Origin of the sequence: Comamonas avium (assembly GCF_014836675.1) — a bacterium.
In the GTDB taxonomy this organism is placed as follows: domain Bacteria; phylum Pseudomonadota; class Gammaproteobacteria; order Burkholderiales; family Burkholderiaceae_C; genus Comamonas; species Comamonas avium.
In genome coordinates, this window is sequence record NZ_JACSQK010000006.1 from 1 (window position 1) to 25,846 (window position 25,846).

At 53.6% G+C, this 25,846-nt stretch carries 18 protein-coding genes, 4 tRNA genes, 1 pseudogene and 1 riboswitch; of the genes and pseudogenes, 16 read left to right on the forward strand and 7 right to left on the reverse strand.

Annotation, left to right across the window (positions count from 1 at the left end):
• Together glyA and H9646_RS12365 are read right to left on the reverse strand one after the other, a co-directional pair.
• Positions 1 to 203 (reverse strand): annotated as a pseudogene (glyA, locus tag H9646_RS12360) (serine hydroxymethyltransferase); the annotation flags it as partial.
• 38 nt (positions 204 to 241) lie between these two features.
• Positions 242 to 399, reverse strand: a riboswitch (ZMP/ZTP riboswitch).
• 106 nt (positions 400 to 505) lie between these two features.
• Positions 506 to 1,354 (reverse strand): lytic transglycosylase domain-containing protein, encoded by an 849-nt coding sequence (locus H9646_RS12365; RefSeq protein ID WP_191723695.1) that lies wholly within the window; start codon positions 1,352 to 1,354, stop codon positions 506 to 508.
• Between the two features lie 533 nt (positions 1,355 to 1,887).
• Between H9646_RS12365 and H9646_RS12370 the strand changes: the two genes are divergently transcribed.
• Positions 1,888 to 5,571: a DUF748 domain-containing protein gene (locus tag H9646_RS12370; protein ID WP_191723696.1), complete on the forward strand. Its 3,684-nt coding sequence runs from the start codon at positions 1,888 to 1,890 to the stop codon at positions 5,569 to 5,571.
• Between the two features lie 151 nt (positions 5,572 to 5,722).
• The gene (locus tag H9646_RS12375; protein WP_191723697.1) at positions 5,723 to 8,275 is read left to right on the forward strand and encodes a DUF349 domain-containing protein; all 2,553 of its coding nucleotides are present in this window, start codon (positions 5,723 to 5,725) and stop codon (positions 8,273 to 8,275) included.
• A gap of 140 nt (positions 8,276 to 8,415) precedes the next feature.
• On the opposite strand, the gene H9646_RS12380 is transcribed toward H9646_RS12375, so the two are convergent.
• The 4 genes from H9646_RS12380 to H9646_RS12395 form a co-directional block, all read right to left on the reverse strand.
• Positions 8,416 to 8,500 (reverse strand) — tRNA-Leu (locus H9646_RS12380).
• Between the two features lie 90 nt (positions 8,501 to 8,590).
• Positions 8,591 to 8,675: transfer RNA gene (locus tag H9646_RS12385), tRNA-Leu, on the reverse strand.
• A gap of 90 nt (positions 8,676 to 8,765) precedes the next feature.
• Positions 8,766 to 8,850 (reverse strand) — tRNA-Leu (locus H9646_RS12390).
• Positions 8,851 to 8,990: 140 nt separating this feature from the next.
• A tRNA-Leu gene (locus tag H9646_RS12395) sits at positions 8,991 to 9,075 on the reverse strand.
• 34 nt (positions 9,076 to 9,109) lie between these two features.
• Here H9646_RS12395 and rnr point away from each other — a divergent pair.
• Complete coding sequence (gene rnr, locus H9646_RS12400) at positions 9,110 to 11,419, forward strand: ribonuclease R (protein ID WP_191723698.1); 2,310 nt, start codon at positions 9,110 to 9,112, stop codon at positions 11,417 to 11,419.
• A gap of 332 nt (positions 11,420 to 11,751) precedes the next feature.
• Here rnr and H9646_RS12405 read toward each other — a convergent pair whose 3' ends face one another.
• Positions 11,752 to 12,999, reverse strand: coding sequence for an NAD(P)/FAD-dependent oxidoreductase (locus tag H9646_RS12405; RefSeq protein ID WP_191723699.1), 1,248 nt, complete (start codon positions 12,997 to 12,999; stop codon positions 11,752 to 11,754).
• Between the two features lie 304 nt (positions 13,000 to 13,303).
• On the opposite strand from H9646_RS12405, the gene rpsB reads away from it, so the two are divergent.
• From rpsB to lpxA, 13 genes are all read left to right on the forward strand, one after another.
• Positions 13,304 to 14,056, forward strand: a complete 753-nt coding sequence (rpsB, locus tag H9646_RS12410) for a 30S ribosomal protein S2 (protein ID WP_191723700.1) — start codon at positions 13,304 to 13,306, stop codon at positions 14,054 to 14,056.
• A 104-nt stretch (positions 14,057 to 14,160) separates the two neighbouring features.
• Entirely contained in the window at positions 14,161 to 15,051 is an 891-nt protein-coding gene (tsf, locus tag H9646_RS12415) for a translation elongation factor Ts (protein ID WP_191723701.1), read from the forward strand.
• A 67-nt stretch (positions 15,052 to 15,118) separates the two neighbouring features.
• Positions 15,119 to 15,841 carry a UMP kinase gene (gene pyrH, locus H9646_RS12420; protein WP_191723702.1) on the forward strand — a complete coding sequence of 241 codons (723 nt, stop codon included), beginning with the start codon at positions 15,119 to 15,121 and terminating at the stop codon, positions 15,839 to 15,841.
• 71 nt (positions 15,842 to 15,912) lie between these two features.
• Entirely contained in the window at positions 15,913 to 16,473 is a 561-nt protein-coding gene (gene frr / locus H9646_RS12425; protein WP_191723703.1) for a ribosome recycling factor, read from the forward strand.
• 24 nt (positions 16,474 to 16,497) lie between these two features.
• Positions 16,498 to 17,229: a polyprenyl diphosphate synthase gene (uppS, locus tag H9646_RS12430; protein WP_191723704.1), complete on the forward strand. Its 732-nt coding sequence runs from the start codon at positions 16,498 to 16,500 to the stop codon at positions 17,227 to 17,229.
• 13 nt (positions 17,230 to 17,242) lie between these two features.
• Positions 17,243 to 18,094, forward strand: coding sequence for a phosphatidate cytidylyltransferase (locus tag H9646_RS12435; protein ID WP_191723705.1), 852 nt, complete (start codon positions 17,243 to 17,245; stop codon positions 18,092 to 18,094).
• Entirely contained in the window at positions 18,094 to 19,272 is a 1,179-nt protein-coding gene (gene ispC, locus H9646_RS12440) for a 1-deoxy-D-xylulose-5-phosphate reductoisomerase (protein WP_191723706.1), read from the forward strand. Before H9646_RS12435 ends, ispC begins: the two co-directional genes overlap by 1 nt.
• A gap of 33 nt (positions 19,273 to 19,305) precedes the next feature.
• Positions 19,306 to 20,667, forward strand: a complete 1,362-nt coding sequence (gene rseP / locus H9646_RS12445) for an RIP metalloprotease RseP (RefSeq protein WP_191723707.1) — start codon at positions 19,306 to 19,308, stop codon at positions 20,665 to 20,667.
• 38 nt (positions 20,668 to 20,705) lie between these two features.
• Positions 20,706 to 23,069, forward strand: coding sequence for an outer membrane protein assembly factor BamA (gene bamA, locus H9646_RS12450; RefSeq protein ID WP_191723708.1), 2,364 nt, complete (start codon positions 20,706 to 20,708; stop codon positions 23,067 to 23,069).
• Positions 23,069 to 23,578, forward strand: coding sequence for an OmpH family outer membrane protein (locus H9646_RS12455; protein WP_191723709.1), 510 nt, complete (start codon positions 23,069 to 23,071; stop codon positions 23,576 to 23,578). Before bamA ends, H9646_RS12455 begins: the two co-directional genes overlap by 1 nt.
• 19 nt (positions 23,579 to 23,597) lie before the next feature.
• A complete protein-coding gene (gene lpxD, locus H9646_RS12460) occupies positions 23,598 to 24,599 on the forward strand; it encodes a UDP-3-O-(3-hydroxymyristoyl)glucosamine N-acyltransferase (RefSeq protein WP_191723710.1) in 1,002 nt (333 codons plus the stop codon).
• Positions 24,596 to 25,051 (forward strand): 3-hydroxyacyl-ACP dehydratase FabZ, encoded by a 456-nt coding sequence (gene fabZ, locus H9646_RS12465; protein ID WP_191724044.1) that lies wholly within the window; start codon positions 24,596 to 24,598, stop codon positions 25,049 to 25,051. Before lpxD ends, fabZ begins: the two co-directional genes overlap by 4 nt.
• Positions 25,051 to 25,842: an acyl-ACP--UDP-N-acetylglucosamine O-acyltransferase gene (lpxA, locus tag H9646_RS12470; protein WP_191723711.1), complete on the forward strand. Its 792-nt coding sequence runs from the start codon at positions 25,051 to 25,053 to the stop codon at positions 25,840 to 25,842. Before fabZ ends, lpxA begins: the two co-directional genes overlap by 1 nt.
• Positions 25,843 to 25,846 lie beyond the last annotated feature (4 nt).

Below are 25,846 nucleotides of genomic sequence, written 5' to 3' on the forward strand. Positions count from 1 at the left end.
CAGCCGCCGTAGTAGCGCTTGCCGGGGTAGCCTTCGGCGTACTTGTTGGTCAGCTGGGAGCCCTGGGCCTCCATGACGGCGGGCGAGCAGTAGTTCTCGCTGGCGATCAGCTCAATGTGCTCTTCCTGACGGTGGTTTTCGGCCTCGATGGCGGCAAAAACTTCGGGGTCGACGATCGCGACAGTATTGGTGCGTTGAAACATGATTTGGCAGTCCTGTGAACTTGAATTCCCTTGAAGACAAGGGCTGCCCAGGCGAACGGCTAAGACGCCCGGTCATCTGGGCGGTACGCTCCCCGGTGGTTGGCGCAGGGCTTGTGAAAAGTCCTTTGCATCGATTCCACGTCAGTGCTGCGCCGGTAAAACCCGGCCGCACCTATCGCCAGTTGCGTACCCCGCAAGTGTAGCGTAGGCGATAACCCCCGGAAACAACGAAGCGCAAGCACTTGCAGGGCTAATGTGCCTTTGCATGTGCTTGCGCTAAGGGCGCAACCGCTTTTAAACGGTCAGAGATTAGAACTTAAAGCTACCTGGGTATTGTCCTGCACACTGCTGGCAGCTACCGCTTCTGTTTCCAGGTTCGCTGCAGGTGTGATCTGGCGCTTGGCGATCAAGGCTGGCTTGACCTGTGTGGTCGGAGTGGACGCACCCGCAACTTGCCGCAGGCGGCGGTGCTCTGCCAGCACCTTGGATGCATAGCCACCGTCGTTTTGCATATTGGCGGCGCCAACATAGTATTTGAGCGCACCTTCCACAGAGCCTGTGATCTGTATGTATTCCTTGAGGATGGATGCTCCTACGCGCAGGTTGCTGACAGGATCAAAGGCTGCATGAGTGCCGCCAAAATTTTCATACTTTTCGGTATGAACGCGGGTCATCACCTGCATCAAGCCTTGTGCTCCCACAGAGCTTTGGGCGAATGGGTTGAAGCTCGACTCCACGGCCATGACGGCCAGGATCAGGGTCGGATCAATCTTTTGTTGCGCGCCTTGCTTGTAGGCTTCAGCAACGATGGCAGCAATAGGTTCGGCTGCAACACGGTACTTTTTACTGATCCAGTAAGCCACCGCGGACTGATCCTTGGGCAACTCTTTGGGATTGGCTGCAGTGGTGCGCTCAACAGCTTCGGGTGCTGGGGTGAAGCCAACGACAGCGACATGGCGGTCTTGCAGCCATGTGCGCAGTTGTGCTTCGCCTTGCGCACGCAAATCCGGGTGAGCGAACAGAGCCACAGAAGCAAATGCGACGATCAGACCGATCAGTGCAAAGCTATTGTGGGTAATTTCAAGAAAACCCTCGGTGATATCTGACGCAATTGCGCGCACAGAATTCACCCAGTTTCCTGGCTTAGACATGGCGTTTCCTTTCTTGCGGTCTGGTGTGGCGGTGTCCGTACAGGAGTGCCTAACCATCCAGCCTGAGTCCAGTCGTTACTGTTTCATGCGCTAACTCAGCGCCTAGAGACGCATGAACATCCCTGAGGAGGGATTCAAGCTACGACGTTTAACAATCTTGCGATTCAATGTGGGCGGATTTTAAAAGCCGCCTAAATTACTGGTCAATACTAATGATTTTGTTTTTTAGATCTAAATGTAATTAATAGGGCGCTATCCAAGGTGTTTTTTTGCCTGTAACTGCTTGTAAACCCTTGGGTTAAAGCTATGTGTTGGGCGCTGCTTGCTATCAAAGCGACGTGTCGCTGATTTGGTATTTAAATTAATTTATGAAATTTATAGGGAAAAACTTGGATGAATGGCCATGTATTCGCGATGACATTCATGCGTGTAGGTGCCAAGAGCAGTGTCAATTTTTATGACTTTGTGGCCAATCGAAGAGGCCGTGCGGTATTGTTCTCAGGCGGGAGTGCCGACTTACAGGTAATACATACATGGCTAATACAAAATTCCAAGGATTGCGCTGGGGTGCAGGCCGCGGTCGCGCGCTAAGTTTGGTTGCTGGCGCAGTGCTGGTGGTGATGGGGGGGCTGTGGTTAGGGCTGCCTGGCGTGATTGCGCAGCAAGTGCAAGAAAAAGCCTCGGATGCGCTAGGGCGTGCAGTGACTGTGCGCAGTGTGGATGTGGCGCCATGGTCACTGGCAGTCACGGTGCATGGCCTGCAGGTGGCTGGAGTGCCCGGACAGGGCCCCGCACTTTCGGTTGAGCGTACTTATATCAATGCATCGCTGTCGAGCCTGTTGCGCTGGGCCCCGGTGCTGGATGCTATCGAGCTGGATCAGCCTGTGGTGCAAGTCAGCCGAGATGCATCAGGGCAATGGGACTTCGCAGACATCCTTGAAACGCTTCAAAAAAATTCGGAACCCAGAGATCCGGGTGCGGCGCCAGCGCGTGTTGCGCTCTACAACATTCAAATCAGGGATGGCCGGGTCGAGCTCGACGACCAGGTAGCAGGTGTGCAGCACACGATTGATGCCTTGCAATTGCAGCTGCCTTTTATTAGTACTCTGGCCTCGCAGCGTGAAGTGAAAGTGCAGCCTCAGCTGTCCATGCGCCTGAATGGCAGTGAAGTTGCCTCGCAGGCGGTGAGTACACCTTTTGATGTGACGCACAGCACGCAAGCCAAGCTGGAGATCAAGCAGTTTGATTTATCGCCTTATGCACCCTATGTGCCAGCCAGCGTTCCACTTCGGCTGCATCAGGGGCAGCTGGATGCCGAGATTTTGGTGGCTTTTGAGCAGACTGAGCAGCCCACAATGCAGTTGCAAGGCAGCACGTTGCAGCTGTCTAACCTGAAGTTGCAAGACAGCGAGGGGCAGCCTTTGGCTGGGTTGTCTCAGTTGAAGGTGCAACTGGGGGACACACGCCCGCTGCAGCAGCAGGTGCATGTGGCAACAGTGACGGTGCAGCAACCGTTCGCACATTTACATCGGCGTGCCGATGGGCGTCTATTGCCACCTGCTGCCGTGGCTGCAGTTCCGGTGGAGAGAGCAAAGGCTGAAAAAACAGCAGAGAAAACAGCAGAAAACGTAGCGATTGATGATGGCTGGAAGCTGTTGGTTGATCGATTGAATGTAGAAAATGGGTGGGCGCAATGGCGCGATGATGTGGGTCAAGCTGGTGCCGCTTTGCGTGTAGATCAATTGCAATTGCAAGCACACAGCTTGGCGTGGCCGATGGGAAATGATGCCCAGTGGACACTGATGGCCCGCCTGCAGGGGGAAGACCGCATTGCACGCGGGAGCCTGCATAGCTCGGGTACAGGCAGTATGGAGCGTGGTCAAGCCTCCATCGTGGTCGATAAGTTCGATGCTCAGGCCGTTCAAGCCTATGCCAGGCAATGGCTGAAGCTGCCAGTCGGCGGCTTGGCATCGTTAACCGCTGGTGTGGCTTGGCAGCAAGGCCAGGTTCATGCCAAGGTGCCGGTGCTGGCCATTGAGTCGGTGACGCTCGGTCGGGTGTCTTCACCCGACGTAGCATGGACAGGGCTGCAGTTGCGAAATTTGCAGCTAGACACAGCCTTGCAGCAGGTCAATGTTGAACACATTGCATTGCAGGCCCCCCGTGCGCGCGTGCAGCGCAATGCTCAGGGCCGCTGGATGTATGAGCAGTGGCTGCAACCTGTGGTGGGTGCTCCGGCCAAGGGCAAAGAAACGGTTGCATCACCTGCTGGCAAGCCTTGGCAGGTGCTTGTGCAAGACTTGGAGCTGGCTGCAGGCCAAGTTGAGCTTACGGATGCCTCGTTAGGTGATATGCCTTTGGCCATCAATCTGTCAGATGTGCAATTGCGCATGCAAAACATGGACAGCGTCAAAGGTACTGCCCAGACTTATCTGTCTGCCCGTATGGCTGAACGCACGCGCCGAGGCGGCTGGGGAAAGCCTGGCGCACTGTCCTATGAGGGCAGCTTGCAGTTAGATCCCTTGCTCACCAAAGGGCGCGTTCATATCAATGCGTTGCCGTTGCAAGCTTTTGAGCCCTATATGGCGCCGTACTTGAATGTGCGTTTGGTGCGTGCACTGGCCAGTTTTGATGGAGATGTGCACTTTGCCCAGCAATCCAAAGGTCCGCAACTGCAATTGCAAGGCCAAGGACGTGTCACGGATATGCATGTGCAGAGCGTGGTCGGTGATGCCCGTGCAGCCCAAGCGGTGCAGGGCCCGCAAGCGTCGGCTGCGCTCGGTGCGGAAGACTTGTTGCGCTGGAAGCAACTGCGCGTTCAGGGCGTGCGCGTCAACATGCAGCCCGCGCAGCCTGCGCACATCCAAGTGCGGAGCACTGATTTGCAGGATTTTTTTGCTCGGGTGGTGGTCTTGCCCGAAGGGCGATTGAATTTACAAAATTTGGTTAAAAACGATTCGGCCAAGGCTGATCCCCAATCAGTTGATGCTGTTGTGGCCACAGAAAAGTCTGTGAACTCTGACGAGGTGTCACAGCCAGTGACTTCACCTCGTATTGATATGGGGCCTATTGCACTGCGTGGAGGGGTGATCAAGTTTTCTGATTACTTCATTCAGCCCAACTACTCGGCCGATCTGACATCTTTGAATGGCAGTTTGGATGCATTTTCTTCCCAGCCTCCAGCGCCTGGTGAGGCTGTGGCGTTGGCCCAGTTGAAGCTGGATGGCATTGCACAAGGCACTGCTCAATTGAGTATTGAAGGCCAAATCAATCCTCTGGCCCAGCCTTTGGCCTTAGATGTGCGCGCCAAAGTAGATGGATTGGATTTGTCACCATTGACACCCTATGCAATCAAATATGCGGGGCACGGCATTGAAAAAGGCAAGCTCAACATGGATGTGCACTACCAGGTGCAACCGGATGGGCAATTGACTGCTGCCAATCAACTGGTATTAAAGCAGTTGACGTTCACCGATCCTGTGGAGGGTGCACCTGCTTCTTTGCCTGTGCGTTTGGCGGTGGCCCTGCTGGCTGACAGCAATGGGGTCATTGATCTGAATTTGCCGATAAGTGGCTCGCTCAACGACCCGCAATTTCGTCTGGCACCGGTGATTTTCAAAATCATCGGCAACATTATTCGCAAGGCCATAACGGCTCCGTTCAGTTTGCTGACGGGCGCGTTTGCAGCCGGGGATGACAAAAGCGATATCACTTTTGAGGCAGGGCGACCGACCCTGGACGAGCAGGCGCAAGCCAACTTGCAGCAGCTAGCCAAGGCAATGAACAGTAAACCGCAGCTCAAACTGACTTTGATTGGTCAAGCTGACGCAACGGCAGAAGCACAGGGATGGAAGCGTGCGCAATTAGATCGATTACTGGATGGGGACGGCACCACATCAGAAGGGCGCGCGCGCACAGATAAGCAAAAGCTGGCGGCCTTAAAGCAGGTCTATCGCAATACCGTGAAAGACAGGCCTCGTAATATGGTGGGTTTGACCAAAGATTTGCCAGCCGAGGAGATGGAGGCATTAATTTTGAAAGATATGGTTATTCCTGCTGCTGCTTGGGATGATTTGGCGGCTGGCCGCGCACAGACGGTACGTGACTATTTATTAGCGCAAGGTGTTGATGCGCAAAGAGTCTTTTTGGGTAGAGCTTCTGAAAAGACGAAAAATCCTGCTGGTCCATCCGTGTTGCTGAATATTTCTGTCCAGTGATACTTGGGGTCTTTTCAAATAGCGGCGAAAATACGTGCTAACAAGAGAGCATGCTTCATGTGAAGCAGCTCCCAATGATCTGGGCCCTTCATGCCATGGGATGAAGGGCTGTTTTCCTATTTATGACTCTTAATTTCTATTTCGCAGCAACATGTCTGATGCACCTGAACTGAATCCGTCCCCTGCCAAGAACGCTGAGGCACATCCGCTGGATGCTCTGACTGGTGGCGCGTTTTCAGCCGCCACATCCGGTGATCGTGCTGCTCGCATCCGTGACTGGTTGGCCGCGCAACCCACCGACGAGCAACTGCAAGAAGTCTTTAAAGAGCTGAGCATTCGCGACAAGAGCGTTGCCCGTTTGGTGCGTGAGCGTATGGATGACATCCGTCGTGCCAAAGATCAAGAAGTGATTGCAGTCGAGTGGGCTGAAAAAGCACAAGCCCTTCTGGCGGGGGCTACGTTGAATGTGGCTGAGGCTGTAGCGTGGCAGCGCGATGCCGCCAAAGCGGGGGCTCCTTTGTCCCGTGAGCCTCTGTCGGCCTTGAAGCAGCAATTGGTCGAGCGTGTAAAAACCATTGAAGATCTGCAGCACCGTGTTCAGGTGCAGCGCGAAGCGGCTGTGTTGCTGGCGCAGCGCATTGAAGTGCTGTCCACTAAGCCATGGCGTGATGCAGAAGCAGCTCAAGAGGGTTTGCGCAGCGATGTTGCCCACTGGCAAGCCCAGGCGACAGAGCTGACCAATGATGCAAGCTGGAGCAGCGTAAATGATCGTTTCCCTCCTCAGCTGGATGCATCGCGCGCCCAGCTTTTGGTTGTGTGGGAGGCCTACCAGTCGGCTCTGGCTCTGACGCAGGCGGCAGCCGCGAGTGAGCAGGCTGAGCTGCCCCCCGTGCCTGTCTGGGCTGATGAAATTCGTGTGGCACGCGGTTTGCCTTCCGAGTTGGTGGCACCAGCTGCGGTGAAGATTGCAGCTAAGCCTGCAATGGCTAAGGCTGATACTGCACAAAAGCAGCAAGCTGCTACCCAGATGGTGACATCTGCCTTGCAGGCGCTGACTGAGGCAACCGAAGATAAAAAATCTGAGGCTGTTAGCGCACTGCGCGCAGTACTCAAGCAGCAGGGACGCTGGCTTGATGACACACTGGCTTTGCAAGTGCATGAGCAATTGCTGGCTGCAGGTGACGCACAAGGTTGGCAGCCCAAAAATGTGGATCGCCAGCGCGAAGAGCTGGTGATGAAGGCTGAGTCATTGCTTAATCGCCCAGATGGACAAACCTTGGGTGGTCGCAAGTTGCAAGAAACTTTGCGCCAATTGCGTGAGCAGTGGAAGCTGGCCGATCAAGGTGCGGCCCCTAATCACTCGCTGTGGAAAAAATTTGATGAAGCCTGTAACGCTGCGTACAAGCAAGTGGAGGTGTGGCTCGAGCGTGTGCGCGCCGAGTCCTCCCAACATAAGGCTTCCAGGCTGGCGTTGATTGAAGAGGTGAAGGCTTGGGCAGCGACCCAGGTTGATACGCAGGATCTAAAGGGCGTAGCGCGATCTTTGCGTCAGTTTGCCGAACGCTGGCGCGATAGCGGGCATGTGGGTGAAAAGGTATTTGCAGAGCTGCAGACGGCCTGGAAGCAGGCAATGCATGTGGCAGAAGCACCTTTGCATGCTGCTCAAAAATCCAGTCTGGACCGCCGCCACGCCATGATCGCTGAGGCGCAAGCCCTGGCTGACGCCCCTTCTTTGCGCATTGATGCGGTAAAGGAGCTGCAGCAGCGCTGGCAAGCAGAGGCGCAAGCCGTGCCTTTGGATCGCAAGCATGAACAAAAGCTGTGGGATGCATTCCGCAAGCCTTTGGACGATGCATTCAATCGTAAGGGTGCAGAGCGCAGCCGTGCGCCTTCTTTGGAAGATTTGTCGCAACACGATCGTGCTGTGGTCGAGGCATCCAAGGCACTGCAGGCCGCCAATGCATCGGGTGATGTGCAGCAAATTCGTGCAGCCATGGATGCGCTGGAACATGTGGTGCGCCGCCAGCCTGCAGAGCTGACCTCTGAAGGCATGTCAACTCCTAGCAGTGCCGAGGTGGTTGCCGAAGCGGTGAAGTCAGATCGGCCTGTGGTGGCTGTGCGCGGGGATGATCGCCCGGGCGCGAAGAAGGATGTTGCTGCTCCTGCACGGGATGCACGACCTGCAGCTCGCAAGGATGTGCGTGCACCTCGTGCAGAGCGATCGGAGCGTCCAGAGCGGGGTCCTCGCTTGGGTGATGTCGCTTTCCGTGCTCAGCGTGATGCCGTAGAGTCTGCGCAATTTGCATTGCGCAAGCTGGCTGCACAAGCCCATGGAGAGGCGCTGACCAAGCTGGTGGATGCCTGGAGCCAGCGCGATGGACAGGCGCTTCCTACGGCGCAGGAGCTGGGCGGTAAGATTACTGCGCAAGTGCGCAATTCCTGGGCGCAAGCTGCGACTGCTCCAGCCAAGTCCTCTGATGTGGCCGATGCATTGCTGCGTTTGGAAATTGCGTCCGAAACCCCAACACCTGCAGAGCATGCTGCCGCACGCCGTATGCTGCAGCTGCAACTGCTGACGCGTCGCAATGCTCCTGCACCAGAGCAGACGTGGGCGCAAGATGTGGCGGTGGTGTTGGCGTCTGCACATTCAGATGCGAATGCACGTCGCTTGCAAAATGTACTGAAGCCTTTGCTTCGCAAGTAACAAATCCGCAAGCAGTCTTTGCTGCTTGTCGAGTTTTAAAAACCAGCCCCTTGATGGGGCTGGTTTTTTTCGTCATGCAAGACAAGATGGGTGTGGAACGGAAAAAGCCGTTGCATTTACATGCAACGGCTTTTAATGTTTGGTGCCCAGGAGAGGACTCGAACCTCCACGGAATTACCCGCTAGTACCTGAAACTAGTGCGTCTACCAATTCCGCCACCTGGGCAAAAGTCAGATTGTTTTTAAATTAAGTGAGGTAGCACTCAACAATCTGCTCTTGGTTGATGTTTGCTTGACAAGCAAACATCGCAAATTTTGGTGCCCAGGAGAGGACTCGAACCTCCACGGAATTACCCGCTAGTACCTGAAACTAGTGCGTCTACCAATTCCGCCACCTGGGCAAAAGTCAGATTGTTTTTAAATTAAGTGAGGTAGCACTCAACAATCTGCTCTTGGTTGATGTTTGCTTGACAAGCAAACATCGCAAATTTTGGTGCCCAGAAGAGGACTCGAACCTCCACGATGTTACTCGCTAGTACCTGAAACTAGTGCGTCTACCAATTCCGCCATCTGGGCTGATTTTTATTGAAACCTGTTAAGGTGAACAATAAATTTCATATTTCACTGAAAGAGGAAGTTTACTTCCAAACAAAGCGTTCATTTGGTAATTTATGAACTTTTTGTTTTCCAACACTGCAAGCAGTTGTCGTTAAACTTGGTGCCCAGGAGAGGACTCGAACCTCCACGGAATTACCCGCTAGTACCTGAAACTAGTGCGTCTACCAATTCCGCCACCTGGGCTTTTCAGGAAAGATTTAGATTGTATAGCAAAAAAATGGACCCTCGCACCAACGCACGCGCTTCGCTCCAGGAGATTGAAGGAATTGTGCAGGGGCACCGAGATGGGCATGGCTTCGTCATTCGTGACGATGCAGGTGCCGATATTTTCCTTCCGGCCAATGAAATGCGTGCTGTGCTGCACAAGGATCGTGTGCGCGTACACATCGTGCGACAAGACAGGCGTGGCCGCCCGGAGGGGCATGTTGTCGAGATTATTGAGCGCCCCACCAAGACGTTGATTGGCCGTTTGCTGCAAGAAAGTGGCGTGTGGCTGGTTGCTCCTGAAGACAAGCGTTACGGTCAGGATGTGCTGGTGCCGCAAAGCGCCATCGGCAAAGCCAAGACCGGGCAGGTGGTTGTGGTGGAGCTGACGGAGGCGCCGGCCTTGTTTGGTCAGCCTGTCGGGCGCATTGTTGAAGTGCTGGGTGAAATGGATGACCCCGGCATGGAGATTGAAATTGCGGTGCGCAAGTACGGTGTGCCGCATATTTTTTCAGATGAATGTCTGGCTGCTGCAAAGGCATTGCCTGAGAAGGTGATGGCCAAAGATCGCAAGGGGCGTGTGGATCTGCGTGATGTGCCGTTGTGCACCATCGATGGTGAAGATGCCCGTGACTTTGATGATGCGGTGTACTGCGAACCTGCCAAGGTCGGGCGCAGCAAGGGCTGGCGCTTGCTGGTGGCGATTGCGGATGTCAGCCACTATGTGCAAAACGGCAATGCAATTGATATTGACGCCTATGAGCGTGCAACCAGTGTGTATTTTCCGCGCCGAGTGATTCCCATGCTGCCGGAGAAGCTGTCCAACGGCCTGTGTTCTTTGAATCCTGATGTAGACCGCTTGTGCATGGTCTGCGACATGCTGATCACGGCCAAAGGTGAGGTGCATGCCTACCAGTTTTACCCGGGCGTCATGCACAGTCATGCGCGTTTTACGTACACCGAGGTGGCCGCGATCTTGTCGAATACCCGCGGCCCTGAGGCGCAGCAGCGGGCAGAGCGCGTGCCAGATCTGCTGAATTTGCATGGTGTGTTCCGCGCCTTGCTGGAGGCGCGGCAAGCGCGTGGTGCGGTGGACTTTGATACGGTGGAGACGCAGATTGTTTGTGATGACAATGGCCGCATCGAAAAAATCATTCCTCGCACGCGCAATGACGCACACCGTTTGATTGAAGAGTGCATGCTGGCGGCCAACGTTTGCAGTGCAGATTTCATTGAGCAAAATGGCCGCAATGCACTGTTTCGGGTGCATGACAAGCCTTCCATCGAAAAGCTGGAGCTGTTGCGTGGATACCTGAAAGCCTTGGGTATTCCGCTGTCGGTCAGTGATACGCCGCGCCCGGCAGAGTTTCAGGCGATTGCAGCTGCTACCAAGGATCGTCCCGATTCGCAGCAAATTCACACCATGCTGCTTCGCACCATGATGCAAGCCATGTACACGCCTGATAACGGCGGGCACTTTGGTTTGGCGTTTGAGGCGTACACGCACTTCACCAGCCCTATTCGGCGTTACCCGGATTTGCTGGTGCACCGTGTCATCAAATCCATTCTGGAAGAAACCAAATACAAGCTGCCCAAGCTGCCTGCGCCGGGAGAAGCGCAAGAGAAGATGGCCAAGCGTTTGGCCAGTCGTGTGGCTGATCCGCAAATCAAGCCTCGCAGCCGTGTGGCGCAGGCTGAAATACAGGGCTGGGAGGCTGCGGGCTTGCATTGCAGTGCGAACGAGCGCCGGGCGGATGAGGCCAGTCGCGACGTGGAGGCCTGGCTCAAGTGCAAGTACATGCGCGATTACTTGGGCGAAGAGTTTGCTGGCACGGTGACTGCGGTGACCAGCTTTGGTATTTTTGTCACGCTGGATGCCATGTATGTAGAAGGCTTGGTGCACATCACCGAGCTGGGTGGCGACTACTTCAAGTTTGATGAGCAGCGGCAAGAACTTCGTGGTGAACGCAGTGGTGTTCGCTACGCCATTGGTACGCGCTTGCAGGTGCAAGTCAGTCGTGTGGATCTGGACGGCCGCAGGATTGACTTCCGTATTGTGCAAGACGAGTCGGCTGCGCCTCCAGCGCGTAGTGCGGGCGGGCGTCAGCGCAATCCCCGTCGTGAACACCGCGATGCAGACGCGCAGCCTGCAGCTTATGCTGAGCCTGCTCCCCGTGCACGTGCGCAGGAGACGCGACGTGGCTCTGGTGGTAAAGCTGCGCCTGCACGCTCCGATGCTGCAGGCGCATCTTCTGGTGTGCTGCGCAGTAAAAATAATGGCGACACCAAATCAGCGAGCAAATCGTCGAGAAAGCGTCGATAGACTGTATTGAAATATAAAGTGAGCTGTTAGCGCTTGTGTTTGCTTGGTTTTAAATACTTTTGATATTGAAACCTTTGCCTGTCAAGCGTTAGCAGCTCATTTCTTTTATATCTTCAGTGCGGGGCGGCGAATGCCAAGTTTCGCTGCCCCATCATGTATTGACTTGAGTTGGCGGGGTAATGCTCAAGTAATAAAGCTCTGTTGCTTGTGTATGGGGCGTGAGTGCCCGGTCATCGTGTTCATTCGCGCGCTCAATGTATGCGGTGAATGAAACCGTGCGTACCTCTGGCCGATGGTGGGCGTGGGTTGTGGGTGCCGACGTGTGGGTGCTTTTAAAAGCGCAATGGGTGAAAGGCTTGCATGTCGATGGCCGTGGCGCGGTCTGCAACCATGTCGGCAATGGCGCGAGCGCAGCCCGCTGCAAGGCTGACGCCGTGGCTGCCATGCGCCAGGTTGAGCCAGATGCCGTGGTGCCCGCTGGGGCCGGTCAAGGGTAGGCCATCAGGCAGGTGGCCACGGCTGCCGCGCCAGACCTGCACTTGGGGAGACGATAGCTGTGCGCCGCCAGGGAACCAGTCGTTTAGCAGGCGGTACATGCGTTGCAGTGTATGGGTGTGCTGGGGTGCCTCTGCGCTGCTGCCCAATTCCAGACCTGCTGTAATGCGCACGCGTTGGCCCACGCGACTGATCGTGGCTTGCTGAGCCCAATCCATGATGGCCGAGCGAGGTGCTTGCAGCCCGTCGCGTACCGGGGCTGTCACGCTGTAGCCCCAGGTGGGCATGATGGGTAGATTCAGTTGCAGGTTTTGCAGTAAACGGTGGTTGGTGCCAGTACAAATCACGACCGCATCGTGGCGTTGCAGCGTGCCTGTTATTTCAACGCCAACAGGTTGTTTGCTGATGGATTGAATCTGAATGCCCGTGCGAATTGCCACGCCCATTTCCTGAGCCTGCAGGCGAAGGTATTGTGCCCAAAGGCGTGGATTGATGGATTCGCCATCCGGAAAATACACGGCGTTGAGCCATGTGATTTCTTGGCCTAGGCCAGGCTCTAGTGCCTGTGCCTGTGGGGGGGGGAGCATTTTGCACGCCACATTTTGTGCCTCAAGCAGTGGCAGTTGCTGATTCCAAAATGCCACTTCTTGTGGCGTGCGCAGCATGATCAGTGTGCCGGACTTTCTCTCTGCTGCGATGTCAGTGTCCTCGCAGTCTTGCCAGCGCAAGCTCGCGCTGTACGCACTCAGGGTCGACAGTGAAGTCAATAGTGCGTTGTTGCCGTGTTTGCTGGCGTTCTTCTCGTGTTTCTTCCACTGGCGCGCCCATCGCCAAACAGGGGAGCCAATCATGCTGGATGCCTGGGTCAGACCGGCACCGCTTTTGAGCTGCTTGAATGGCATTCCTGCGCCGGGCGTGGCCAGGCTTTGGGTGGCGCAAGGCAGCAGCCAGCCGCCAGGCGCAAAACTGGCATCTTCGGCGGCGGCGTTCATTTGTTCGTAGACGGTAACTTGGTGCCCGTCTCGGGCAAATTCCAAGGCCGTGGAGATGCCGGTAATTCCGGCTCCCACGATGGCAATATTCATGGCATGTAGGCGCTATTCGGGAAGTCGTGATTTTGACGCGCAAACGTAGCTGACAATCACCCAATTCGCAAAGAAATATCAACAAGCTGGCGATGCTGGCTGCAAGCTTGTGTGTGAAGGCTTTCAATCCTTCACGAGAGTGGCGCCTGTCTTGTGCTAAAATCTTTCGGCTTTGCAGTTGGTTGTCCGGCGTTGTGCTGGGTGCAGTTGCAAAGTAAATCGCAAATCAGCTCTCTCAAGGTGCTGTTAACCAACGTGTTAACAAAATCGAGCTGCATTTAAGACCCAACCTTTGGAGAAAATTATGTCCGTTACTATGCGCGAAATGCTGGAAGCCGGTGTCCACTTTGGTCACCAAACACGTTTCTGGAACCCCAAGATGGCTCCGTTCATCTTCGGTCACCGCAACAAGATTCACATCATCAACCTGGAAAAGTCCCTGCCTATGCTGCAGGACGCGCAGAAGTTTGCTAAGCAGCTGGCTTCTAACGGCGGCTCCATCATGATGGTTGGTACAAAGCGTCAAGCCCGCGATCTGGTTGCTGCTGAAGCCCAGCGCGCTGGCGTGCCTTACGTGGATCAGCGCTGGTTGGGCGGCATGCTGACCAACTTCAAGACAGTGAAGACTTCCATCAAGCGTCTGAAGGATATGAAGGTTCAGCAAGAAGCTGGTCTGGAATCCATGTCCAAGAAAGAGCAACTGATGTTTGCTCGTGAACTGGAAAAGCTGGAAAAGGACATCGGCGGTATCCAGGATATGGCTGCTTTGCCTGATGCTATCTTTGTGATCGACGTGGGCTTCCACAAGATTGCTATTTCCGAAGCCAAGAAGCTGGGCATTCCATTGATCGGTGTAGTGGATACCAACCACAATCCCGAAGGCATTGACTACGTGATTCCTGGTAACGATGACTCCGCAAAGGCTGTGGCTTTGTATGCCCGCGCCATTGCTGACGCTATTGTTGAAGGCCGCGAAGCCCGTCTGAATGACGTGGCTAAGGTTGCTGCTGGTGAAGGCTCTGACGAGTTTGTGGAAGTGGAAGACTCCGCTGCCTAAGCTCTAGCTGCGCGACTTGTCGCGATAAAAAAGCGGGGCTCTAGGTAGCCCCCTTTTTTTAAGCTGAAATCCTGTAACGATTTGAACTGAATACGGAGAAGAAAATGGCTGCAATTACCGCAAGCATGGTGGCTGAACTGCGCGCTAAGACCGATGCGCCCATGATGGAATGCAAGAAAGCACTGACAGAAGCTGACGGCGACATGGCCAAGGCTGAAGAGTTGCTGCGTGTGAAGCTGGGTACCAAGGCTGGTAAGGCTGCTTCGCGCGTGACCGCTGAAGGTGTGGTGACTTCCTTCATCGACGGCAACGTAGGTGCTTTGATTGAAGTGAACAGCGAAACAGACTTTGTGTCCAAGAACGACAGCTTCTTGACCATGGCTGCTGCTGCCGCTGAGCTGGTTGCCAAGCACAATCCTGCTGACGTAGCAGCTTTGGGTGCTCTGGCTTATGAGCAGGACGGTTTCGGTCCCACATTGGAAGATGTGCGCAAGGGTTTGATTGGCAAGATCGGTGAAAACATGTCTTTCCGCCGCTTCAAGCGCCTGGAAGGCAATTTGGCCGCCTACGTGCACGGTTCGCGCATTGGCGTGATCGTCGAATTCGACGGCGACGCTGCTGCAGCCAAGGATGTGGCTATGCACGTGGCTGCCATGAAGCCAGCTGCTTTGACCAGCGCTGATGTGCCTGCTGACCTGATCGAAAAAGAGCGTACCGTTGCTGCTGCCAAGGCCGCAGAATCTGGCAAGCCTGCTGAGATCGTTGCCAAGATGGTGGAAGGTTCCGTTCAGAAGTATCTGAAGGAAGTTTCTCTGGCTGACCAAGTGTTTGTGAAGGCCGCTGACGGCAAGCAAACCGTGTCTCAAATGCTCAAGGCTGCAAACACCACCGTGAAGAGCTTTACGCTGTACGTTGTGGGTGAAGGCATTGAGAAGAAGGTAGACGACTTCGCAGCTGAAGTAGCGGCCCAAATGGCTGCCGCTAAAGGCGCTTAATTAGCGTCTGGCTTTTTTGCTCTCGACCGATTTCTTTCAAAAACTGCACACCACAACGGAGTTACCCATGACACAAGTTAAACCAGCCCACAAGCGCATCTTGCTTAAGTTGTCTGGTGAGGCACTGATGGGTGACGATCAGTTCGGCATCAACCGCGCCACTATCGAGCGCATGGTTGCCGAGATTGTTGAAGTCTCCAAGATTGGTGTGCAGGTTGCGGTGGTGATTGGCGGGGGCAATATCTTTCGCGGAGTCGCTGGTGGCTCGGCTGGCATGGATCGGGCGACGGCTGACTACATGGGAATGCTGGCCACCGTGATGAATGCACTGGCTTTGGCTGATGCCATGGACAAGCAAGGTCTGACGGCCCGTGTCATGTCGGCCATTGCGATCGAGCAGGTGGTTGAACCCTATGTTCGCCCTAAAGCGCTGCAGTACCTTGAAGAAGGTAAGGTGGTGGTTTTTGCTGCCGGTACTGGTAACCCCTTCTTCACAACCGATACAGCAGCTGCATTGCGCGGCGCTGAAATTGGTGCTGAAGTGGTGCTCAAAGCCACCAAAGTGGATGGCGTTTACACGGACGATCCTGCAAAAAATCCCAATGCTACGCGCTATGAGCAGTTGGCCTTTGATGAGGCAATTGGCCGAAACTTGGGCATCATGGACGCCACGGCATTTGCTTTGTGCCGTGACCAGAAATTGCCAATCCGCGTATTCTCTATCATCAAGCCAGGCGCTCTGTTGCGCGTGGTAATGGGTGAAAACGAGGGTACATTGGTACACGCTTGATAGATTCAACGCGACATTGGGCCTTCCTTGTGTAAGCAATGGAAGGCCATTTGCTTTCAGAGGTAATAGATATGACGATTGCTGAGATCAAAAAGAACGCAGAAACAAAGATGGGCCAGTCCATTGATGCGTTGAAGAACAACCTGTCGCGCATTCGCACAGGTCGTCCTAGCCCTCAACTGCTGGATGTGATTCAAGTGGACTACTACGGCTCCATGGTGCCGTTGTCGCAAGTGGCAAACGTTTCGCTGCTGGATGCGCGGACACTGAGTGTTCAGCCTTGGGAAAAGAGCATGGCTGCCAAAGTGGAGAAAGCCATTCGTGAAAGCGATCTTGGTTTGAATCCAGCATCCTTGGGTGATCTGATACGTGTGCCAATGCCACCGATGAGCGAAGAACGCCGCAAGGAAATGACCAAGCTGGCGCGCAATGAAGGCGAAGCTTCCAAGATTGCTGTGCGCAATCTGCGTCGTGATGCGAATGAGGCGGTCAAGCGCTTGGTGAAAGACAAGGAAGCGTCGGAAGACGACCAAAAGCGTTCTGAAGCCGAAATCCAAAAGCTGACGGACAAGCACATCGCAGACGTAGACGCTTTGGTGGCATCGAAAGAGCAAGAAATTTTGGCGGTATAACGGCTGTCTGTGCGGGGAAGAGCAATGACCCAAACCACTGTAATTCCCGGCCATATTGCCATCGTCATGGATGGCAACGGACGATGGGCCAAAAAACGGTTTTTACCGCGTTTGGCGGGGCACAAGCAGGGCGTAGAATCTTTGCGCCGCTGTGTGCGTCTGTGCATTGAACGCGGCGTGCGGGTGCTGACGGTGTTTGCTTTCTCTTCTGAGAATTGGAACCGTCCTGAGGATGAAGTCTCTGGCCTCATGAGTTTGTTGGCTGGGGCTTTGGCACGCGAGGTTCCCGGCCTGCATGCAGAAGGGGTGCAATTGCACTTTGTTGGCGATCGGATGGGGTTGTCTGACAAAGTTCAAGATGGGTTTTTACAGGCTCAAGCGCACACTTCTGGCAATGAGCGCCTCGTGCTCAACGTCTGCTTTAACTACGGCGGACGTGCAGATATCGTGCAGGCTGCGGCACGTGTTGCCGGGCAAGGCCAGGCGATCACTGAACATAGTTTGAATGCTGCAATGGGAATGGCGCATGTGCCAGATCCGGATTTGTTGATTCGTACGGGTGGTGAGTTCCGGATTAGTAATTTTTTGCTATGGCAAGCAGCGTACTCGGAGTTGTATTTCAGCCCTGTGCTGTGGCCTGATTTTGACGCTGCGACGCTGGATGCAGCTATCGGCGATTTTTCGCGGCGCGAGCGTAGATTCGGTCAAACGTCAGAACAAGTAATACGGTCATCTGCGCAGAAGGTGACTGTTTGAAGGGGGGCATCCCATGCTCAAGCAGCGTGTCATTACAGCTTTGATTTTGCTGGCCATCTTGTTGCCAGCATTGTTTTACTCGAACACTTTTCCGTTTACTTTGCTTGTTCTGCTCATGCTGACTGCGGGCGGATGGGAGTGGGGGCGTCTTAACCACTTGGGTCAATGGGGGGCGATTGCCACTGCCGTTGTCACGTTGCTACTGGGGGTGGTCTCTTGGCAGCTTGGGTGGGTGCATCAATCACATTCAGTGCTATGGCTTGTGGTCGGTGGCGCGTGGGTGCTGGGTAGCGTCGGTTTGATCAAAGCCGGGGTGGCTGGATGGGCGCAAATTCCTTTGTTTGTCCGTTGGACGGTGGGCGTTCTGGCGTTATGGGCAGCAGGCCTTGCCATCGTGCAGGCTCGCCTGATAGGCGTAAATTTCTTGCTGTCTGTGTTGGCACTTGTTTGGGTTGCCGATATTTTTGCGTACTTTTTTGGCCGGGCCTTGGGTCTGAAGTTCACCAAGGTAAAGCTGGCGCCAGCCATCAGCCCGGGGAAAAGCTGGGAAGGTGCCTGGGGGGGCGCCTTGGGGGTTCTGCTCGTGGCTTTTGTCTGGGTGTGGGCAGATGGCGTTGCGCAAGCCAGTGTTTCCAGTTTTTATAGTCGTATCTTTCAGCAAGGCTGGTGGATGCTGGTTGTGGCTGCGCTGTTTATGGCAGCCATGAGTGTGGTGGGTGATTTGGTGGAGTCTTTGATCAAGCGTAGTGCCGGTGTTAAAGATAGCAGCCAACTTTTACCGGGCCATGGTGGGGTGCTGGATCGCATTGATGCTTTATTACCCACTTTGCCTTTGGCCATGATGCTGATTTCTTTGGTGCAGTGATGAAACAACGCTTGACGGTTCTGGGCTCAACAGGCTCGATTGGTACGAATACCCTGGATGTCGTGCGCCGGCACTCTGAGGACTATGAAATTTTCGCCCTCAGTGCAGCGACCCAGGTAGATGCGATGCTGGCGCAGTGCGCAGAATTTAAGCCTCGTTTTGCGGTGATGGCGAGTGGCGCCCATGCACAAGCCTTGGCTGATCTATTGAAGACCAACGGGCTTCAAACGCAGGTGCTGCAGGCGCAAGATGCGCTTGAACAAATAGCATCCCATCCTGATGTGGACGCCGTGATGGGTGCCATTGTCGGAGCGGCCGGTCTGTCGCCGTGCCTGGCTGCTGCCCAGGCGGGTAAACGCTTGCTCCTGGCCAACAAAGAAGCGCTGGTGGTCGGCGGTGCGCTGTTCATGCAAACAGTGCATGCCAATGGTTGCACGTTACTGCCTATTGATAGTGAGCATTCGGCCATTTTTCAATGTTTGCCGGAAGACCGCAGTACGTGGGGAGCTCGCATCGATAGTTTGCTGCTGACGGCTTCAGGCGGGCCTTTTCGCCAGCGTGATCCTGCGACGCTGTTTGAAATCACACCAGCGCAAGCGTGCAAGCACCCGAATTTTTCCATGGGCCGCAAGATCTCGGTGGATTCAGCCACCATGATGAACAAGGCCTTGGAGGTGATTGAGGCACGCTGGCTGTTTGATGTAGCACCTGAAAAGATCAAGGTGGTGATTCATCCGCAGCAAATCGTTCACTCGATGGTGCAGTTCAAAGATGCTTCAATTTTGGCGCAGCTTGGAACGCCAGACATGCGTGTACCGATTGCCTGCGGTCTTGCATGGCCAGAGCGTATTGAAAGTGGTGTTGCACGACTGGATTTCACCAGTTTGGCTGGTTTGACATTTGAAGAAGCTGATGCGCATCGCTTTCCCGGTTTACATCTGTCTTGGCAGGCATTGCAGGCTCCGGAAGGTACGACAGCAGTGTTAAATGCTGCAAATGAGGTTGCTGTGGCGGCTTTCTTGGGGAACCAGTTGCGTTTTGATCGAATTCACGCGGTGAATTTAGCGACGCTAGAAAAGTTACAACCCGCCCGCCCGCACTCGCTGGGAGATCTGCTGGCCCTGAATGATGAAGCGCGCAGTGTTGCATCCAGTGTTCTTGAACGCTTTGTTGCCTGATTTAGGTTATTTGCAGTAGAGAGTGAGGATTCCATGCTGACTTTGGTGGCTTTCATCGTTGCACTTGGATTGCTCATCGCTATTCATGAGTACGGGCATTACCGTGTGGCAGTTGCCTGTGGTGTCAAGGTGTTGCGTTTTTCGATTGGTATTGGTAAGCCACTTCTGAGATGGAGGGGACGCAATGCAGACACTGAGTTTGTAATAGCTGCACTGCCTATAGGTGGTTATGTGCGCATGCTGGATGAGCGTGAGGCCCCTGTGCCACCAGAGCAGTTGCATCGCGCTTTTAATCGCCAGCCATTGCATAAAAGAGCTGCAATCGTGGCTGCAGGCCCTTTGGCCAATCTACTGCTTGCTATTGTTTTATATAGTCTGGTGAATTGGGTGGGCATGCAGCAACCCCAAGCCATTGTTTCAGCACCGAAGGTCGGTACGCTTGCTGAGCAGGCCGGGTTGCGCGGGGGAGAGTGGGTGCAGTCACTGCAAGTGGCGGGGGCTGAGCCAGCCGCCGTAGAGTCTTTCGAAGATTTGCGCTGGAAAATTACACAAGCTGCGTTGGATGGGCACGATGTCAGGCTCTCTTGGCTGGCTCAAGATGCTCGATCCACAGGTCAAGGTGATCTGAGGCTGTCTTTGCTTGCTGGTGCTGAGCTCAATCAATCTGCATTGGATCGGATCGGCATCACCATGCCATGGACGCCCGCTGTGGTTGGTGATTTGACACCTGGAATGCCTGCGCAGACAGCCGGATTGCAAGCGGGTGATCTGGTGCTGCGCGTAGATGGTCGCAGCGTCAAAGATGGTGCGCAGCTCAGGGCGATGATTCGTCAAGTCGACGACAGCCAGCGTGCGCCGGCTCAGCAGTGGCAGGTTGAGCGTCAAGGAAAAATATTGGATATTGCGGTGCAGCCTGAGTTGCTGGAGACCCCAGAGGGTTCGGTAGCTCGCATTGGTGCCATGATTGGTGGTGCGCCGGAGCTGGTGCTTGTCCAGAAAAATTTTGTTGATGGCTTGACTGCCGGGGTTGTTAAAACCTGGGAGGTATCGCTGCTGAGTCTGCAAATGATGGCGAAGATGGTGACTGGCCAGGCATCTTTGGACAATCTCAGTGGTCCCTTAACAATTGCGGATTACGCTGGAAAATCAGCCAGTATGGGGTTGGTACAGTACATCTTGTTCTTGGCGCTGATCAGCGTTAGTCTTGGCGTGCTCAATCTGTTGCCACTTCCTGTGTTGGATGGGGGGCACCTGATGTATTATCTTTGGGAAGGTGTCACAGGGCATCCGGTGAGTGACGTGTGGGTCGAGCGTCTTCAGCGGGTGGGCATAGGCCTTTTGCTTGTGATGATGTCCATTGCTTTATTTAACGATATCAGCCGCATCTGGGGCTAAGTCATTGCCGAACTTTGATGTTTGCGCCTGCATCACAAATGAAATTCACAAAAAATCGATTTAGCGTTCGCACTGCGACTGCTGTAGCTGCCTTGCTCTGTGCGGCCCAAGCTGCCTGGGCGTTGGAGCCATTCAAGGTTCAAGACATTCGTGTCGAAGGTTTGCAGCGCGTAGAAGCAGGGACGATCTTTGCTTCGATGCCGTTGCGCGTTGGCGATGACTACAACGACGACAAGGGCGCGGCTGCGATCCGGGCTTTGTTCGCTCTTGGATTATTTAAAGATGTGCGCTTGGAAGCCAATGGCAACGTCTTGGTTGTGGTCGTTGAAGAGCGACCCACCATTGCGGGCGTAGATTTTGTTGGTACCAAAGAATTCGACAAAGAAGCTTTGCAAAAAGCGATGCGTGATGTCGGACTGGCCGAGGGGCGTCCTTTTGATAAAGCGCTGGCAGATCGCGCAGAGCAAGAACTCAAACGTCAATATATCAATCGCAGCTTGTACGGCGCTGAGATTGTTACAACAGTAACTCCTATTGAGCGTAACCGTGTAAATTTAACTTTCTCTGTCACAGAGGGAGATGCTGCAAAAATCAATGATATTCGTATCGTTGGAAACAAGGCTTTCAGCGAATCAACGTTGAAAAAGCAGTTTGACCAAGATACTGGTGGCTGGTTGAGCTGGTACACCAAGTCCGATCGGTATGCACGCAGCAAGCTGAATGCTGATCTTGAAACACTGCGCTCGTACTATCTGCAGCGTGGTTATCTGGATTTCCGGATTGATTCCACACAGGTTGCGATTTCTCCAGACAAGCAAAAAATTTCACTGGTTGTGAATATCCACGAAGGTGAGAAATTTGTTGTCTCTGGCGTTAACCTGGAAGGCAACTACCTAGAACGTGAAGATGAGTTCAAGTCCCTGGTGAAAATTCGTGCAGGACAGCCATATAACGCTGATTTAGTTACCGAAACTACCAAAGCATTTTCGGATCACTTCAGCAAGTTTGGTTTCGCGTTCGCACGAGTGGAAGCAGTTCCGGAAATTGATCGGGAAAATAACCGAGTTGCTTTCGTATTGCGCTCAGAACCTTCGCGTCGCGCCTATGTGCGTCGCATCCAGTTGACAGGCAATGATCGCACGCGTGATGAGGTGATCCGCCGCGAGTTCCGTCAGTTTGAATCGTCTTGGTATGACGGGGATAAGATTAAATTATCTCGGGATCGAGTTGACCGACTGGGGTATTTTACTGAAGTGGATGTTGATACTCAGGAAGTCCCCGGTTCACCGGATCAAGTGGACCTTGTGGTCCATGTGAAGGAAAAGCCAACGGGTGCAGTTACTTTGGGGGCTGGATTTTCTAGTGCTGAAAAAGTTTCTTTGAGTTTCGGTATTAAGCAGGAAAATGCGTTTGGCTCTGGTAATTATCTTGGTTTAGATGTTAATACCAGTAAATACAATCGCACATTGGTTGTAAGTACTACAGATCCTTACTTTACACAGGATGGTATTTCAAGAACCATTGATGCATACTATCGAACATCACGCCCGTATTCTGGCGATGTTTATGTTGATGACAGCCTTGTGAAGTCGGAAGACTTATACAAGATTGTGTCTAAGGGTGCGTCGGTTCGTTTCGGTGTTCCATTCACTGAGATCGATACTGTCTATTTCGGAGTTGGTTTCGAGCAGACATCTATTGATAATGGTGTGTATATGCCAATTCAGTATAAAGATTACGCTGATAAAAGTAACACCGCTATACCATTGACAATGGGCTGGGGACGTGATTCCAGAGATAGTGCGTTGGCACCTAACTCCGGTCGGTATCAGCGGTTTAATGCGGAGTGGTCTGCGGCTGGTGATCTGAAATATGTAAAAGCCAATTACCAATTCCAGCAATATTTGCCTATCACCAAGTCAATGACATTCGCCATGAATGCAGAATTGGGGTGGGGTAAAGGCTTGGGCGGTAAACCTTACCCCATCTTTAAGAACTTTTATGCTGGTGGTCTGGGCTCTGTGCGAGGTTTTGAGCAAGGTAGCCTGGGGCCTCGTGCTAATAAGTACATAGGCGTCAATGGTATTGAGCAGACGTATAGTGAAGGCAGCTACTCCTATTTGGGGGGGGCTAAAAAAGCTGTGATGAACTTTGAATTGATTGCGCCGTTTCCTGGCGCAGGTAATGACAAGACGCTCAGATGGTTTACTTTTGTAGATGTGGGTGGCATTTATGGTGAAAATGACCCTATTCGTGCGAACGAGTTGCGTGCGTCTGCAGGTATTGGTTTGAGCTGGATTTCTCCGCTGGGACCACTGCGTCTTGCATGGGCAAACCCTATTCGCAAGAAAAATGGTGATGAGCTGCAAAAGCTTCAATTTCAAATTGGAACGTCTTTCTGATGAAAAATATGTATCGCACATTGGCAGTGTCTGCCTTGTTGGCTAGCTTGACATTGACTGCGTACGCGCAGGACTTTAAAGCTGGTTTTGTAAATACAGACCGCATTTTCCGTGAAGCAAATTCGGCCAAAGCAGCGCAAGGCAAGTTGGAGCAGGAGTTCTCCAAGCGTGAGCGTGACCTGGTTGCCGTTGGTAAAGCGTTGAAGGCTGCCTCGGAGTCGTTTGAGCGTAACGCGCCTACTTTGTCTGAGAGTCAGCGTGTTGCCAAGCAACGCGATCTGGTTGAGCAAGATCGTGACTTTCAGCGCAAAAATCGCGAGTTTCAAGAAGACTTGAATGCGCGCAAGAACGAAGAACTGGCACGCGTCTTGGAGCAAGCAAACCGAGTTGTTCAGCAAGTTGCGGAAGCCGAAAAGTACGACGTAATCTTGCAGGAAGCTGTGTATGTGAATCCTAAGCATGACATCACTGACAAGGTGATCAAGGCTTTGAACGGCGCTTCTAAGTAAGCGAGCTCAGGGCGTCAATGTGATTGTTCATCTAGGACAAATCCTTGATGCCTTGGGTGGAGAGCTAGTAGGCGGAGTACGAGAAATTGAGATTTCTCGTATTTCACCGCTTGAAACAGCGGATAGCACCTCTATCAGCTTTCTGAGCAACCCAAGGTATGAAGCGCAAATGGCCGCCTCTAAGGCGGCCTGTGTCGTTGTAGCTCCGGGCATGCGTTCTGCAGCGCAAGCTCGTGGCGCTTGTATTGTTGCGGCGAACCCCTATGTTTACTTTGCAAAGCTCACGCAGTTTTGGAAAGCAAAGCAAGACGGAGTAAGACTGACGGGTGTTCATCCATCTGCAGTAGTTCACGAGACCGCAATGGTGGATCCTACGGCTTATGTTGGGCCCCATTGCGTGGTTGAGGCCAATGCCAAAATTGGTGCCGCTTCAGTGTTGCGCTCCCATGTGGTTTTGAGCAAGGACTGCCAGATTGGTGAACGTTGCTTGCTGCATCCAGGGGTAGTGATTGGGGCTGATGGATTTGGCTTTGCCAATGATGCGGGGCAATGGATAAAAATTGAGCAGCTCGGTTGTGTCAGGGTTGGCAATGATGTTGAAATCGGTGCTAATACCTGTATTGACCGGGGTGCTCTGGACGACACCATCATTGAAGATGGTGTCAAGCTCGATAATCTGGTTCAAATTGCACACAATGTGCAAGTTGGTGCGCATTCAGTGATCGCTGGAAATACAGGCGTGGCTGGTAGCGCGAAAATTGGTCGAAATTGTTCAATCGGCGGTGCGGCAAACATATTGGGCCATCTGTCTATTGCTGACGGCACAAGCATCTCCCCCACGTCGATGGTGACGCGTTCTATCCATCAGCCTGGTCTATACACTGGTATCTTTCCACTGCAGACGAACGAGCAGTGGGAAAAAAACGCTGCTTCTTTAAAGCAATTGCATACGCTCCGTGAGCGCATCAAAAAGCTGGAGAAAGCGCTCTACGCGCAAAACAGCAACAACGGAAATTCATAATGGATATTCACGCAATTCTCAAGCAACTCCCGCATCGCTATCCTTTCTTATTGGTAGATCGAGTGGTTGAGCTTGAGAGCAATAAGCGCATTCGCGCAATCAAAAACGTCACGTTTAATGAGCCCTTTTTCCAGGGCCATTTTCCTGGGCGTCCCGTGATGCCTGGCGTGCTAATGCTTGAGGCATTGGCGCAAGCTGCAGGCTTGCTGGCTTTTGATGCCATGGGGCAGGTGCCTGATGAAAATAACATCTACTACTTTGTAGGGATTGATGCGGCACGTTTCAAGCGACCTGTGGAGCCGGGTGATCAGCTGGTTCTGGAGGCATCGATTGACCGTGTACGTGGCGGCATTTGGAAATTCAAAGGTGTTGCACGCGTGGGTGACGAGGTGGCATGCGAAGCAGAGCTGATGTGCACCATGCGTTACGTGGGTCCTGAAAAGCAGGTTTGATGAACGCCAATATTCATCCTATGGCCATCATTCACGAGGGTGCACAAGTGCACCCTTCTGTGACTGTCGGGCCGTATAGCATCATTGGGCCCAACGTCTCTATTGGTGCTGGGACGCGCATTGGTCCTCATTGCGTAATTGAAGGCTACACCACCATTGGTGTCGATAACCACATCTTCCAATTTGCTTCGCTGGGTGCGCAGCCGCAGGACAAAAAGTACGCGGGTGAGCACACACAATTGGTGATTGGTGATCGCAATACCATTCGTGAGTTCTGTACCTTCAATACAGGTACCAGCCAAGACAGTGGTGTGACCCGTGTTGGCAACGACAACTGGATCATGGCTTATGTGCATGTGGCACATGATTGCGTTGTGGGCGATCAGACCATTTTGGCAAACAACGCCACCTTGGCCGGCCATGTGCACGTTGGCGATTGGGTGATTCTTGGAGGGCTGACTGGTGTGCATCAGTTTGTGAAAATTGGTGCACATGCAATGGCGGGCTTTGCCAGCCGCGTGTCACAAGATGTGCCGCCATTTATGCTGATTGAAGGCAATCCACTGGCGGTTCGCGGTTTCAATATCGAAGGGCTTCGCCGACGCGGCTTTACGCCAGAGCGGTTAAAGGCGGTAAAGCAAATGCATCGACTGTTGTACCGTCAAGGGCTTTCGCTTGAAGCCGCGCAGCAAGCGATTGCAGCATTGGTGCCAGAGATGCCAGAGGCCCGCCAAGATATCGCATTGATGCAGTCGTTTCTTGATTCGTCCACCCGGGGGATAGCACGGTAGAGCC

What these genes read in the sequence shown, in the direction of transcription:
- H9646_RS12365 (WP_191723695.1), bottom strand. Translation starts at nt 1,354, where the DNA reads ATGTCTAAGCCAGGAAACTGGGTGAATTCTGTGCGCGCAATTGCGTCA.
- H9646_RS12370 (WP_191723696.1), top strand. Translation starts at nt 1,888, where the DNA reads ATGGCTAATACAAAATTCCAAGGATTGCGCTGGGGTGCAGGCCGCGGT.
- H9646_RS12375 (WP_191723697.1), top strand. Translation starts at nt 5,723, where the DNA reads ATGTCTGATGCACCTGAACTGAATCCGTCCCCTGCCAAGAACGCTGAG.
- rnr (WP_191723698.1), top strand. Translation starts at nt 9,110, where the DNA reads ATGGACCCTCGCACCAACGCACGCGCTTCGCTCCAGGAGATTGAAGGA.
- H9646_RS12405 (WP_191723699.1), bottom strand. Translation starts at nt 12,999, where the DNA reads ATGAATATTGCCATCGTGGGAGCCGGAATTACCGGCATCTCCACGGCC.
- rpsB (WP_191723700.1), top strand. Translation starts at nt 13,304, where the DNA reads ATGTCCGTTACTATGCGCGAAATGCTGGAAGCCGGTGTCCACTTTGGT.
- tsf (WP_191723701.1), top strand. Translation starts at nt 14,161, where the DNA reads ATGGCTGCAATTACCGCAAGCATGGTGGCTGAACTGCGCGCTAAGACC.
- pyrH (WP_191723702.1), top strand. Translation starts at nt 15,119, where the DNA reads ATGACACAAGTTAAACCAGCCCACAAGCGCATCTTGCTTAAGTTGTCT.
- frr (WP_191723703.1), top strand. Translation starts at nt 15,913, where the DNA reads ATGACGATTGCTGAGATCAAAAAGAACGCAGAAACAAAGATGGGCCAG.
- uppS (WP_191723704.1), top strand. Translation starts at nt 16,498, where the DNA reads ATGACCCAAACCACTGTAATTCCCGGCCATATTGCCATCGTCATGGAT.
- H9646_RS12435 (WP_191723705.1), top strand. Translation starts at nt 17,243, where the DNA reads ATGCTCAAGCAGCGTGTCATTACAGCTTTGATTTTGCTGGCCATCTTG.
- ispC (WP_191723706.1), top strand. Translation starts at nt 18,094, where the DNA reads ATGAAACAACGCTTGACGGTTCTGGGCTCAACAGGCTCGATTGGTACG.
- rseP (WP_191723707.1), top strand. Translation starts at nt 19,306, where the DNA reads ATGCTGACTTTGGTGGCTTTCATCGTTGCACTTGGATTGCTCATCGCT.
- bamA (WP_191723708.1), top strand. Translation starts at nt 20,706, where the DNA reads ATGAAATTCACAAAAAATCGATTTAGCGTTCGCACTGCGACTGCTGTA.
- H9646_RS12455 (WP_191723709.1), top strand. Translation starts at nt 23,069, where the DNA reads ATGAAAAATATGTATCGCACATTGGCAGTGTCTGCCTTGTTGGCTAGC.
- lpxA (WP_191723711.1), top strand. Translation starts at nt 25,051, where the DNA reads ATGAACGCCAATATTCATCCTATGGCCATCATTCACGAGGGTGCACAA.